The sequence below is a fragment of the Gardnerella sp. KA01002 genome (assembly GCF_049244015.1).
GTDB classification, from domain to species: domain Bacteria; phylum Actinomycetota; class Actinomycetes; order Actinomycetales; family Bifidobacteriaceae; genus Bifidobacterium; species Bifidobacterium vaginale.
The window spans coordinates 534,903-548,840 of sequence record NZ_CP058365.1; the positions used below are offsets into that span (position 1 = coordinate 534,903).

Annotated in this window: 9 protein-coding genes; 6 read left to right on the top strand and 3 right to left on the bottom strand. The window is 39.9% G+C overall.

The window, feature by feature from the left end; translation table 11 throughout:
• Positions 1-127 precede the first annotated feature (127 nt).
• The gene (gene hpf / locus HXT60_RS02030) at positions 128-802 is read left to right on the top strand and encodes a ribosome hibernation-promoting factor, HPF/YfiA family (protein WP_004121791.1); all 675 of its coding nucleotides are present in this window, start codon (positions 128-130) and stop codon (positions 800-802) included.
• A gap of 212 nt (positions 803-1,014) precedes the next feature.
• The gene (secA, locus tag HXT60_RS02035; RefSeq protein ID WP_004115494.1) at positions 1,015-3,786 is read left to right on the top strand and encodes a preprotein translocase subunit SecA; all 2,772 of its coding nucleotides are present in this window, start codon (positions 1,015-1,017) and stop codon (positions 3,784-3,786) included.
• Between the two features lie 99 nt (positions 3,787-3,885).
• Here the strand turns inward: secA and HXT60_RS02040 are convergent, their stop codons facing one another.
• Positions 3,886-4,428: a hypothetical protein gene (locus tag HXT60_RS02040; protein ID WP_004112548.1), complete on the bottom strand. Its 543-nt coding sequence runs from the start codon at positions 4,426-4,428 to the stop codon at positions 3,886-3,888.
• Positions 4,429-4,504: 76 nt separating this feature from the next.
• Between HXT60_RS02040 and HXT60_RS02045 the strand changes: the two genes are divergently transcribed.
• Positions 4,505-5,194 (top strand): lysophospholipid acyltransferase family protein, encoded by a 690-nt coding sequence (locus tag HXT60_RS02045; RefSeq protein ID WP_048730344.1) that lies wholly within the window; start codon positions 4,505-4,507, stop codon positions 5,192-5,194.
• Between the two features lie 133 nt (positions 5,195-5,327).
• On the opposite strand, the gene HXT60_RS02050 is transcribed toward HXT60_RS02045, so the two are convergent.
• A complete protein-coding gene (locus tag HXT60_RS02050; protein WP_116437186.1) occupies positions 5,328-7,649 on the bottom strand; it encodes a Stk1 family PASTA domain-containing Ser/Thr kinase in 2,322 nt (773 codons plus the stop codon).
• Positions 7,650-7,739: 90 nt separating this feature from the next.
• Positions 7,740-8,822 (bottom strand): polyprenyl synthetase family protein, encoded by a 1,083-nt coding sequence (locus HXT60_RS02055; RefSeq protein ID WP_048730343.1) that lies wholly within the window; start codon positions 8,820-8,822, stop codon positions 7,740-7,742.
• 178 nt (positions 8,823-9,000) lie between these two features.
• Between HXT60_RS02055 and HXT60_RS02060 the strand changes: the two genes are divergently transcribed.
• From HXT60_RS02060 to HXT60_RS02070, 3 genes are all read left to right on the top strand, one after another.
• Positions 9,001-9,951, top strand: a complete 951-nt coding sequence (locus HXT60_RS02060; RefSeq protein ID WP_004112552.1) for a hypothetical protein — start codon at positions 9,001-9,003, stop codon at positions 9,949-9,951.
• Positions 9,952-10,081: 130 nt separating this feature from the next.
• A complete protein-coding gene (locus HXT60_RS02065) occupies positions 10,082-11,386 on the top strand; it encodes an RNA polymerase sigma factor (RefSeq protein WP_004112553.1) in 1,305 nt (434 codons plus the stop codon).
• Positions 11,387-11,494: 108 nt separating this feature from the next.
• Positions 11,495-13,855: a DNA gyrase/topoisomerase IV subunit B gene (locus tag HXT60_RS02070; RefSeq protein ID WP_014554667.1), complete on the top strand. Its 2,361-nt coding sequence runs from the start codon at positions 11,495-11,497 to the stop codon at positions 13,853-13,855.
• Positions 13,856-13,938: the final 83 nt, after the last annotated feature.

The window sequence follows — 13,938 nt, forward strand, 5'->3', positions numbered from 1 at the left end:
TTTGCGCATATTTTGCGACTCGCTAGAAAATGGCGGCTTTTAGCGGATATAATGAATGTATCAGCGGCGCTGGTGCCGTTGACGTGTACACAAACCGATTTATATCGGATTACTTAAGGAGGTTCGCATGGAAATCGTCATCACCGGACGTCATACGCAGATTAAGCAAAGATTCCGTGACGTTGTGGAAAGCAAGATGAATCGTGTGACCGCCATTGCTCCAGATGCGCAGCGCATTCAGATTGTGCTTAACACTGAGGGCAATCCAAGGCAGGCAGATACTGCAAAAAGAGTTGAAATTACTGTAGTTGCAGGAAGTACGGTTATTCGCGCAGAAGCATCTAGCACAGACCAATACAGTGCATTGGATATGGCTCTTGATAAGTTGACGCTTCGTTTGCGCAGAACTCGCGATCGTCGTAAGGACCATCGTCGTGGATATGAGCAAATGGTTCCAGTTGATTTGGGTGTTGCAGAGCCAGAAGTTGAAACAACTGTTGAAGAAGTTGCACAAGAAGATGGAACGAATAGTGCAGATGCTGCGGTTGCTTCCGACTTGGGTCCTGGCGAATCAGTAGAGGTGAGTGTTGGAGATACTCCTATTGTGATTCGTCGCAAGCTTCATATTGCTGAGCCAATGAGCATTGACGAAGCGTTGTATGAAATGGAACTTATTGGTCATGATTTCTTCCTGTTCGTAAATAAGGAAACAATGAGACCTTCGGTTGTGTATCGTAGGCATGGATGGAGTTATGGTGTGTTTGAAATTGATACTCCAGAAAACGTTTCTAAAAAGAAGTAATAAAGAAGTAATAAAGCAAATAAGGGTAAAACATTATTAAATAGAAATTAACTCATATGAGTCAATGCCCGTCTAGTAAAAGTCTAGGCGGGCATTTTATGCGCAGTGTCAGACTCGCTATCTTATAAAAATCGCAGCCGTCGCGTAATATAGGCACAGTTTACGTCTATATTGGCTAGCCGAATAATAGACACGACCTAAGGGAGCTAAACGTGGTAGATATCGTCGATAAAGCCTTGCGCATGGGTGAAGGCCGTCAATTGAAGCGCCTTGAGAATGTTGCAAAGGCTGTGAATGCGCTAGAAGATGAGATTTCTGCGCTTTCCGATGAAGAGCTTAAAGGGCAAACGGCAAAATTCAAGCAGAAGTTAGACAATGGTGCAAAACTTGATGATTTAATGCCAGAAGCATTTGCTACAGTAAGAGAGGTTTCAAGGCGTACTCTTGGTCAGCGTCATTTTGACGTTCAGCTCATGGGTGGTGCAGCATTGCATTGGGGCAATATTGCAGAAATGAAGACTGGTGAAGGTAAAACACTTGTTGCAACACTGCCTAGCTATTTGAACGCTTTGGAAGGTAAGGGCGTTCATGTTGTTACTGTTAACGACTATCTTGCTAGCTATCAAAGTGAGCTTATGGGTCGTATTTACAGGTTCCTTGGCATGAGCGTTGGATGCATTATTACAGATCAGCAGCCTCCAGAGCGCAGGAAGCAATACAACGCAGATATTACTTACGGCACAAACAACGAGTTTGGTTTCGACTATTTGCGAGACAACATGGCTTGGGAAAAGGGCGATCTTGTTCAGCGTGGTCATCACTATGCAATCGTCGATGAGGTTGATTCCATTCTTATTGATGAGGCTCGTACGCCACTTATTATCTCGGGACCTGCCGAAGGTGATGTTACGCGTTGGTATCGCGAGTTTGCAAAGCTTGTTCTAAAGCTTGATCGCGATGTTGATTACAAAATTGATGAGAAGCGCAAGACTGCTGGTATTTTGGATCCAGGCATTGCAAAGATTGAAGATTATTTAGGTATTGATAATCTTTACGAGCCAAGCAACACTGCTTTGATTGGCTACTTGAACAATGCTTTGAAAGCTAAGGAATTGTTCCTTCTTGATCGCGATTATGTTGTTACTAATGGCGAAGTTTTGATTGTTGACGAGCACACTGGCCGTGTTCTTCCAGGTCGTCGTTATAGCGAAGGCTTGCATCAGGCGATTGAAGCTAAAGAGAATGTTGAAGTAAAAGCAGAAAATCAGACTTTTGCAACTATTACTTTGCAAAATTACTTCCGCATGTACGACAAGCTTGCTGGCATGACTGGTACTGCAGAAACGGAAGCTGCCGAGTTTATGGGAACATACAAGCTTGGCGTTCTTCCAATTCCTTCTAACCGTCCAGTTATTCGTATGGATAAGGATGATTTGATCTTCCGCACTAAGAAGGAAAAGCTTGCTGCGATTGTTCGAGACGTAGCTCAGCGTCATGCAAAGGGTCAGCCTGTTTTGCTTGGTACTGCATCGGTTGAATCTTCCGAAATCGTTTCTTCGCTTTTGGATGTTGCTCGTATTCCTCATCAAGTGTTGAATGCTAAGCAAAACGCTAAGGAAGCAGCTGTTGTTGCTGTTGCAGGTCGTAAGGGTGCTGTGACTGTTGCTACAAACATGGCAGGTCGTGGTACAGATATTATGCTTGGCGGAAACGTTGAGTTTTTGGCAGATGCAAAGCTTAAAGCAGAAGGCTATTCTCCAGACGATACTCCAGAGGAGTACGAGAAGCGTTGGCCAGGTGTTTTGGCAGAAGTTAAGGAACAAGTTAAAGACGAGCACGAAGAAGTTAAGAAGCTTGGTGGCTTATATGTTTTAGGCACTGAGCGCCACGAATCTCGTCGTATTGATAATCAGCTTAGAGGTCGTTCTGGCCGTCAGGGTGATCCTGGCGAATCGCGCTTCTACTTAAGCTTGGAAGATGACTTAATGCGTTTGTTCAACACTCAGCTTGTTGCGCGTGTTATGGCTAAGGGCTTGCCAGAAGGTGAACCAATCGAATCTAAGTATGTTTCTAATGGCGTGCGCACGGCTCAAAAGACTGTTGAGGCGCGTAACTTTGAAATGCGTAAGAACGTTTTGAAGTACGATGATGTTATGAATAAGCAGCGTACTGTTATTTATTCAGAACGTCAGATTGTTCTTAAAGGTGAAGATATTCATGAAGATATCTTGAAGTTTATTAAAGATACTGCCGATAGCTATGTTCGCGGAGCTATGAACGGTTCTGATAAGCCAAAGAACTGGGATTGGGAAGGTCTTAAAGACGCTGTTAATGCTGTTATGCCAATTATTTTGGATTGGGATCAGCTTCGCCTGCAGATTGAGTCTCTTAAGGGAGAAAAAGCTGTTGAAGCTTTGCGAGACACTATAGTGGATGGCGTTACTACTATTTACGCTGTGTTTGAAGAAAGAATGGGTTCTGATAACTTGCGCCAGTTTGAGCGTAGAGTTGTTCTTGCTGTTCTTGATCGAAAGTGGCGTGAACATCTTTATGAGATGGATTATTTGAAGGATGGTATTGGTTTGCGCGGTATGGGTCAGCGTGACCCTCTGGTTGAATATCAGCGCGAAGGATTCCAGATGTATAACTCAATGATTGAGGCAATTAAGGAAGAGTCTATTCAGCTTCTATTCCGTATGAATCTCGAGCAGATTGTTGCGGAAACTGAAAACCAAGATGATTCTTATGTTGATGCCGATATTCAGCAAGCAGAACAAGAAGAAGATGAGCATTCTGGAATCGTTGGTCCTGCTCCTATGAGCCATGCTGATGGTGAAGTGCCATTGAGTAAGCGTCCAAAGGTTGAAGAATGGAAGACTCCTTGGGCTGATGGTCGTACCTTCCCAGGAACGAACAAGAATGATGAGTGCCCATGTGGCTCTGGCAGAAAGTACAAGTTATGCCATGGTCAGAATGAGGATTAAAATAATTTTAGTTTAAACGAAGATTAAATTTTAAGTTGTAATCTTTAAAAAATGAGGCTGGTGCTTTAACATCAGCCTCATTCTTTTGTATAAATGCACTTAAACTCGTGCGCCTTTTCCGTAGTCGTTGTAATCTTCACTAGAAGTATAATTTTTCTTTCTACTCATAAGTAAGCCTGCAGATCCAACAAGAAACAGAAAAGCGCTTATAGTACCTGAGTATGCTGCGAAATATGGCACTAAGACGCTAAGAATTACGCCCAAAATACCCAGAATAAGAATAGTCCATAAAACTATGAGGGTAATAGAAATATTCTTAAAATGTGGGTTTGGTGGAACAAAATCGTCTCCGTAAGAATCCATTGTTTCATCAACATCTAACCAACTGGTCTTAACGTTATCTCTTGGACCAGCATTATTGTATGACGCTATTTTAGTAAGTGGTTTTGTCGCCTGACTAATACGTTTTTTAAAGATTTTCGCACTTTTAGATTTCTCTATTTCTTTAAAATCTTCTGCATGATCTCTAATAAAATCAGACCAATTCTCATTAAAAGAATTATCGCCAAAAGAATCGTCATTATTGTTGTTTGAGTTTTTGTCCTCAGGGTGAGGGGAGTTGGTATTCTTAGAAGAAGTCATAAATTATACTGTAGCAAGTCTGCTTGATTGCGTAATGATTCGCTTTTAGTAACTCTTGCTAGAAGGGGTTTTTAGAATGTTGTATTGGTTCTTTGTAAAGGGGTTTGGATTTATTGCGCGTTTACGGATTAATCCTATTGCTCAAGGCGTTAACAACATTCCTAAAAAAGGTGGGGCTATTATTGCCGCAAATCATCTTGCCGTGATTGACGATGCACTTTTGCCTCTCACATGCCCTAGGATGATTCATTTTATGGGTAAAGCCGAGTATTTTGAAGGCAAAGGATTAAAGGGTCGCTTTAAAAAATGGTGGTTTACGTCCGTTGGCGTATTCCCAGTGGATCGTTCTGGAGGTTCTAAATCTCTTGGGGCATTGAATCATGCTCGTGAGATATTAGAAAATGGACAGCTTTTTGGAATTCATATTGAAGGAACTAGAAGTCCTGATGGAAGATTGTATAAGGGACATACTGGTGCAGCTCGCTTAGCTTTGGAAACAGGATGCCCGATTATTCCAGTTGCGATTATTGGTACTAGGGAATTGCAAAGGCATGGTCAGGTTATGCCTGCAAAGGGCTATACAAAGGCTATTTATGGCGAGCCTATTGAAGTTGAAAAAATGAATCCAGAAGATATTACGCACGATATTCTTCGTGAGCTTACCGATAGAGTAACCAAGACAATTCAAAAAATGAGCGGTCAAGAATATGTTGACGAATATGCTCAAACCGTTAAAAAGCGTATTATGACAGAATCAGCGAAATAAGCTGGTAAATTGTTTGTTGTAGATTATTTGAGTAAAAATATTTTGATTCAAACAACCTACAACATAACTCACAACATTTCATACAACATTTCATACAATGTGTGTGTAGCATTACCTACGTTATTTGTATAAATCAAATAACGGTTAATGTAACAACTGTTGGGTTTCCTCTTTCATCAAGAACACGAACTTGCGTACCAGGAGCTACAGACTGGAATCTTACCGTGTGCATAAAGTCTCCAAGCGGAGCGGAAACATTTACTTTTAGTCCTAGGGCTTCAAGAGCTTTTCGAGCGTCGTTAGCATTTTTATTGCGAACATCTGGCATAGTAACAGTTCTTGGACCTTTGGAAACAACGACATTTAGTTTATCTCCCCAATGAAGTTGCGCTCCTTTTTCTACAGATGTGCTAATAATTTTGCCTTTTTCAACGGTATCATTGAACTCTTCACTGTATGTTGGAACAAGTTTTGCGTCGTTAAATGCTTTATCCGCATCTTCTTTTGTTCGGTTAACAACATCTGGCATAGAAACAGGCATAGGACCTTTAGATAATACAACAGTAATATTCTTATTGTGATTCATTTGCATTCCTGGTGTTGGAGAAATTTCTACAACACAGCCTTTAGGAACATCTAATGAATAAACGTCGTTGCTTTCTTTGTGATTAATAGAAGTAAAACCAGCTTTGCGTAAAGCTTTTATAGGATTCTTACCAGTTGTTGATGTTGGATCGATAATATCTTCAGGAATTGTAGATTGTCGTATTCCTTTTGACACAATAACATGAACTTTATTATTTCCGTGCTTAGATACATGACCGCCACTGAAATCAGGATTAGTGGAAATAATGTTTCCAGAAGGTATATTATCGCTAAATTCTTTTTGAACAGAATAAGGAATATTGGATATTTTAAGAGTTTGCTCGTAATCAAACCATGGAATATTTGTGATTTTGCAAGCTTCTTGTGTTTTGCATGACTGCGTATTTGGCTTCGGCAAAGACCAGTAGCTTCCAGGTCCTAGATAATACCAGTAAGAACCAAATGCGATTGCTGCTGCAACAACTGCCGCGCTGCTAACAGCTATAATAACAACTTTATTGTGTAATTTTTTATGATTAGAGTTTTGACTTTTACCGTCAGTACTTAAATCATTCTTATTAAATTGAGGCGCACGCATAGCAATAGTTAGCATATTGCTATCATTAAAATCTTCAAGTTGATTCACACTGTTTGAAGAATTTTGACTATTGGAATAGTTAAAATCACTGTTACTGTTTTTTTGAACTATTGTCATAGTTGCATCAATATCAGTTGTTTTATCAATATCAGTTGTTTTATCAAGGTCTTTAGTTTTAGACAAGACCTCATTTCCAATATTGTTAGGATTAGAACTACTCTGATTTACATTCTCTTTATTAACTTTATCAGCATTATTCGCATTGTTCGCATTAGGAGGAAGAGGTATGTTAGAGTAATTACTTTTATCGAATTTATCTGAATCAGACATTCTATTTTCAGTTTTGATTGCGTCTAAAGTCGTATTTAAAAGTTGATCTTCACTATCGTAATTTGGATCAAACTTATATTGCCAATCTTCTTTAGGCATGTTAGCGCAAATTTGTCTAAGCATACTAAGTGCTTTAGAAGCGTCACTCGGTCTTTTTTCCATTTCTCGAGCAGTAATAGAGGCAAGAAAATCAGCTATAGAAGAGTTGATGTCGCTACAAATTGTTTTTATAGATGGAGTGTCTTCATGAACGTGCTTAAAAACAAGCGTAACAGGATTATCTGCGCTAAATGGAACACGTCCAGCAAGCATTTCCCAAGCCATCATTCCAGCAGAGTATAAGTCTCCTTGAGGAGTGGCAAGATTTTTTTCAATCATTTCTGGAGCTAGGTATGCGGCGGTTCCAAGAAGAAGACCAGTAGAAGAAAGTGTAGCTTGCGATATAGCGCGAGCAAGACCAAAATCAGTTATTTGCACGTGACCGCGGTCGTTAATAAGAATATTTTCTGGTTTAATATCTCTGTGTACAACACCAGCAAGGTGTGCGGATGCAAGACCATCTAAAGTTTCCGCGAGAACTCGAAGAGTGTCTTTTAGGCTAAATGTGCCATATTTGTTCATTTCGTATCTAAGATTTACTCCATGAACATATTCCATCACCAAGTAGTCAAGCCCTTCAAATTCGCCAGTATCGTAAACCTGAACAATATGAGGATTCGCTATTGCAGCGGCAGATGTAGCTTCACGCCTAAATCTTGCAATAAATTGCTCTCTATGCACTCCTTGAGCTAGTTGAGTATGCATGATTTTAAGCGCAACTGGGCGATTAAGACGCTCATCTTGCGCTTGATAAACGGTAGCCATGCCGCCTTCTGCTATCTTCCGCATTATGCGATAGCGATTCTCAATACACATTCCTGGTTGCGCTTGAACTTCACTCATGTAGTAAATCCCTTATACGCGTATTAAACCAACTACCTAAAAGTGTACAGGCAATACAGTATCCACTAAATATTTAGTATATCAGTGATTTTACTGCCATTCTCTAGGAATGAATTTGCTAGAAACCTCGTTCAATATGGATTTTCCAAATTCAGATAATGTACTGTTATCTATTTTTTCTTGCGATTCAACCCAAAGATTGTGAATGCGCTTTTTAGACTTACTTATAGCACCACTCTGATTGAAAATGTTAATAATCCTATTAACATCATCTTCATTGCGATTATTAGAATTATAAGCATCTATCAAAAATAGACGGTCTTCGCTTGAAGAAAGATCTAGAGCATCAGCCAAAAGGACAGTGCGTTTACCTTCTCGAATATCGCCTCCAATAGGCTTTCCAGTGTGAGCAGAATCTGAAACAATATCAATAAGATCATCTGCAATCTGAAAAGCAATTCCCAATGGTTCACCAATATCATTCGCCAACTTAATAGCGTAATTTTTATTAAGTCCAGCAGATAAAAATCCGAGCGCAAGTGGAGCTATAGTTGTGTAACTTGCAGTTTTCCAACGAAAAACATTTATTGAGGATTCTGCTAGTTTCTTTGGATTTTTAAGGCTCATCATTTCTATGGAAAGATCTAAAACTTGACCAATACCAACATTTCTTTGCATATTTGCAAACTCGCCTAAAACTTCTTGAGGATTGCGCAAATTAGTACATGCTTTTCTAGTTATGTCAAAGCTTTGAGTTGCTAAAATATCTCCAAGCATTAATCCAAGTCCAATGCCGATATGCTTGCTATTGCATGCTTTGCTCAATGCGCAATATGCGCTTGGTCTTCCTCGTCTTAAAGCAGATTCGTCGATTATATCGTCATGTACAAGTGCTGCAGTTTGAAAGACTTCTAAAGCACATGCAACATCTAGCATTGCGCAATATGCAGTGTCTTTAGAGCAGTTACAGCGTACTGCATCGAAAGCTTCTAAAGCTAAGTAAGCTCTGAGTCTTTTGCCGCCTTCACTAGAAGAAATTGCTTGTTTCACTACATCTTTAAGTGTTTTATCACAACTAGAAATAAGGTTTTTACAAGCTAAAGAATTAAATTGGTCATAAATTAATTCGCTTATACGCGTCTCTATACATGACTTTTGCGAATCTAAACTCATATTAAGAGTTATCCACATGCCTTAGACATTACAAAATGAGTATTTTTCTAGTATTTTCTAGGATTTTATAGCCTTTAACCACATTGCGTTATTTTTATTGCACTAATTTGTTTCTGCTGCAAAACTCTTATTACCAAGTTAAAAACAGTATAAAAACACAACAAAATAAGGAGGAATTATGCAAATAAAAAGTGAATTGAAAAACAAGCAAGTTTTTGAAGATAATGATCATGAATATTCAACTTTGAAAGAATTAACAAATTTATATGCTGCAGGTACGTTTTGCGGAATATCTGAAGAGTACTTTGCTATGACTTGTGTTGCTGGAAATAGTATAGAAAAAGTGAATATCAGTAATGTTCCAAAAGAATGTATGACAGTTTTAGATATTCCTAAAGATTATATTAACAAACATCATAATTATGAAGATTATTGGATTAAATGTCTTAGAGATTTAACGCCAGATCTTTTTGAAAAATACATAGGCATAGATTATATGAGCAAAAATTTGAATGTTAAAAAAGAGGAAGCTGTATTTTCAAGTTATGATATTTTTGTTACACAATCTATACGAAACTGGCATAACATGGTTTCTAAAAAAGACGGCAATATTGTGGGTTATGACTTAATAATGTTGCCGATTGCAATGCTAAATAACATTAATGTTCGAGATACTCTGCTTGTGTCTTTACTAGACAGTAAAGGCGAGTATTACAACATAAATGATCTACTCGTGCTAGCTTTAGCTCCACGAGAAAAAGAAAGATCTAAGGAATTAAGAGATTTTCTAGAAGAAAAATTTAACGAAGAATATGAGTTGCCTGATATTTGTAAAGCGCTAGACGTTGTTAACTTGCTAAAAGCTATGACTTATGTTGTAGATAATAATCCTAAATTAAAAGTACAAGTTTACGCATTAATGTCTTATATAAGCTGGTGGTTTAAGCTAGGAGATGTTGAAAGATACGTTTCAATGGCGCTAGAAATCGATCCTGATTGTTCTATGGCTATGATTGTGGATAATGCATACAAAAGTCATGTTGAGCCAGCATGGTGTAGAAAATTCGCCACGCCGCAAGTAGGGAAGCAGAAAAAATCGTCCTTAGAAGATGATTTACTTCTTAAGTAAAAGTTGCCCTTGCCATAACTATGCCTTTGTGGTATAGTGAGATGCCTTTAAAGGGCATAGCAAGGTATGATGAATGCCTTAATATGGCGGATTACTTTGCACATAGCAGGGAATCTACAGGAGGAAAAGTTTGGCGAGCGAAGATACATCTATTGTCGATTCCAAGATGGGCAAGGAAGAAAATCAGGAATTTAAAATGTCAGAAGATGTTGATGATCAAGATGTAGATGTTGACGTTGATGCAGACATGGATACAGATGAAGAACATATGGATTTAGAAGATTTTGATGAAATCCATGATGATCTTGATGTAGACGATGTTGACAATTTAGATGACGTTGACGATATGAATAATCTGGATGACATTCCAGATGATGAAGATTCCGAAGATTCTGACGATAATAAAGAAGAAGCGCCACAAGTTCCACAAGCAAAAGGTGCTTTTATTGTTCGAGATGATGATGACGACGATAATCTTACGCCTTCTGGAAATCCTAAGCGTCGAGTAATCGCCACTGGCGCTACAGCGGATCCTGTTAAGGATTATTTAAAGCAGATTGGTCGCGTGAGCCTGCTTAACGCAGAGCAGGAAGTTGATTTGTCAGAGCGTATTGAGGCTGGTTTGTATGCTCAGCATTTGCTTGATACGCAAATTGACCAAATGGAGTTTAAGCGTAAGCGTGAGCTTAAGTGGGCTGCAGCAGACGGTAAGAAAGCTAAAGATCATCTTCTTGAAGCAAACTTGCGTCTTGTGGTTTCTCTTGCAAAGCGTTATACAGGTAGAGGCATGCTTTTCCTTGATTTGATTCAGGAAGGTAATCTTGGTTTAATTCGCGCAGTAGAAAAGTTCGATTGGAAGAAGGGCTTTAAGTTCTCAACCTATGCTACTTGGTGGATTCGCCAGGCTATTACTCGTGCTATGGCAGATCAGGCTCGTACTATTCGAGTTCCAGTGCATATGGTTGAAGTTATTAATAAGCTTTCTAGAGTTCAGCGCCAGATGCTTCAAGATTTGGGTCGCGAACCTACGCCAGATGAGCTTGCGCGCGAGCTTGATATGCCTGTTGAAAAGGTGCAAGAAGTACAGAAGTATGGTCGTGAGCCAATTTCTTTGCACACTCCTTTGGGTGAAGATGGTGATTCTGAGTTTGGCGATTTGATTGAAGATACTGATGCAATCGCTCCATCGGACGCTGTAGCATTCTCGCTTCTTCAGGAACAATTTAGACAAGTTCTTGAAACTTTGTCTCCTAGGGAAGCTGGCGTTATTAAAATGCGCTACGGTTTGGAAGATGGTCAGCCAAAGACTTTGGATGATATTGGTCGAGTATATGGTGTTACTCGTGAGCGTATTCGTCAGATTGAGTCTAAGACAATGTCTAAGTTGCGTCATCCTTCCAGATCGCAAACTTTGCGTGACTTCTTAGATCAGTGATTTTAGAATAATTAACAAGTAAAGTGTCGTATTGTTGCTTTGTTTAGCAGGGATGCGACACTTATTGCTTAGTGGTTGCTTAATATTCGTGTTGTACAAGGGGTAGAAGTGGTCTCTAATAAAGATCGAGAACAGTATGATGCCGACAGTTTGACTGTGCTTGAAGGCTTGGATGCTGTACGAAAGCGCCCAGGCATGTATATTGGCACCACTGATAGTCAAGGTTTAATGCATTGCCTTTGGGAAATCATTGATAATGCTGTTGATGAGGCTTTAGCTGGGGCTTGTGACCATATTATCGTCACTCTTCACGACGATGGTTCTATTGAAGTTGCAGATAATGGACGTGGTATTCCAGTAGATGTAGAGCCTAAAACAAAACTTACAGGTGTTGAAGTCGTTTTAACTAAGCTTCATGCTGGAGCTAAGTTTGGTAATGCTTCGTACAATGCTGCAGGTGGCTTGCATGGCGTTGGATCTTCTGTTGTAAATGCGTTGAGCTTGCGATTGGATGTTGAAGTTGATCGTGATGGTAAAACGCATCACATGGCTTTCCATCAGGGGCATACTGGAGTTTATAGTGACGCAGATCCAATGCATCCGTCTCCAGCTTCTCCGTTTAAGCGCACTCGCAAAAACAAGCCTACTGAGCTTGAGATTATTGGTACTGTTTCGCCAAAAACTACAGGTACTCGAGTTCGCTATTGGGCTGATCCCGAGATTTTTAACTCAACAGCTCGCTTTAGTTATGAACAGTTAATTGATCGAGTTCGTCAAACTAGTTTTTTGGTTCCAGGCTTGCGCATTACTGTTATTGACGAACACGTGCCAGAAGGCGAATTTAGCGATATTCAAGAGATTGATGTTAGCGCTAGTGATGATGCGAATGCTAATACTAGTGATTTAACAGATGATTTGGCTTTTAAGGATGAATCGCAAGCAACCGTAGATAATGAATCTAATGAGCTAAATCAATCTGAATATGAATCAGAAGAATCTGAATCTGATGGCGAATCAGAAGAAACCACTGCGCAATCTGTTGCAAATAGTGAGTCTTCTAGAGAATTGCAAAATAAGCATCATCCTCGAGTGGTTGAATTTTTGCATAACGGCGGAGTAAAAGATTTCGTTGATTTTCTTTCAAAGGGTCAAGCAGTCTCAGATATTTGGCGTATTTCTGGCGAAGATACGTATGTAGAGGAGACACAAGCTGTTGATTCTGCTGGAGATTTACATGCTCAGCAAGTGACGCGTAAATGTGGCGTTGACATTGCAATGCGCTGGGTAAATGGCTACGATTCAACGATTATTAGTTTCGTAAACGTTGTTGAAACTCCTGGCGGAGGCATGCATGTAGACGGATTCTTGCAAGGATTGACTAAGCAAATTCGTAAAGCTGTTGAAGATAATGCTCGCAAGCTAAAAGTAAATCTTAAAGATTCAAACACTAAGATTGAGCGAGACGATATTCTAGCTGGAATGGTGGCTGTTGTAACAGTTCGCATTGCTGAACCTCAATTCCAAGGTCAAACTAAAGATGTTCTTGGAACTGCTCAAGTTAAGCCAATCGTTACAAAAATGACTGACGCTCAATTTGGGGAAATGATTAGCGGATCCAAGCGAGGATTCAAAGAACAGTCTGCCAGAGTTTTAGAAAAAATTGTTTCCGAAATGCATGCGCGTATTCAAGCGCGTAAAACTAAGGAAGTTACTCGTAGAAAGAATGCACTTGAGTCTGCTTCAATGCCACCAAAACTTTCTGATTGCCAGCCTGGAAACGATGATGTTGCAGAACTTTTCATCGTCGAGGGTGATTCTGCTCTAGGCACTGCAAAAGCTGCTCGAAATTCTGCTTTCCAAGCGCTTTTGCCAATACGCGGTAAGATTTTGAACGTTCAAAAAGCAAGTCTTGCGCAAATGTTATCCAACAAGGAGTGCGCTGCAATTATTCAAGTTGTTGGAGCAGGGTCGGGCGCAAGTTTTGATATTTCGCAAGCGCGTTATAACAAGATTGTTATGATGACCGATGCAGATGTTGATGGCGCGCATATTCGTATTTTGTTGCTAACGCTGTTCTACCGCTATATGCGTCCGCTTATTGAGAACGGGCATGTTTATGCTGCTGTGCCGCCTCTTCACAGAATTGCTCTCGCTGGAAAGCACAAAGGCGAGTATATTTACACGTATTCCGATGACGAATTGGCTGGAAAACTTGATGATTTGCAAGCTAAGGGCATTGATTTTAACAGCGATATTCAGCGCTACAAGGGATTGGGTGAGATGGATGCGGATCAGCTTGCAGACACCACTATGGACCCTAGAACGCGAATGCTAAGAAGGATTCGTATGGAAGATGCTCAGCAGGCGAGCGAAGTATTCGATTTGCTTATGGGTGATGATGTTCCTCCGCGCAAGCAGTTTATTGTTGATAACGCTGACGACTTCGATCGTTCCAAAATCGATACCTGATTTTGTTTTACTTGTGCGTTAAGTTACTTAATTTGTAATTTTCTTCGCATTATATAATGTGTATTACAAATTTTGAATTGTAA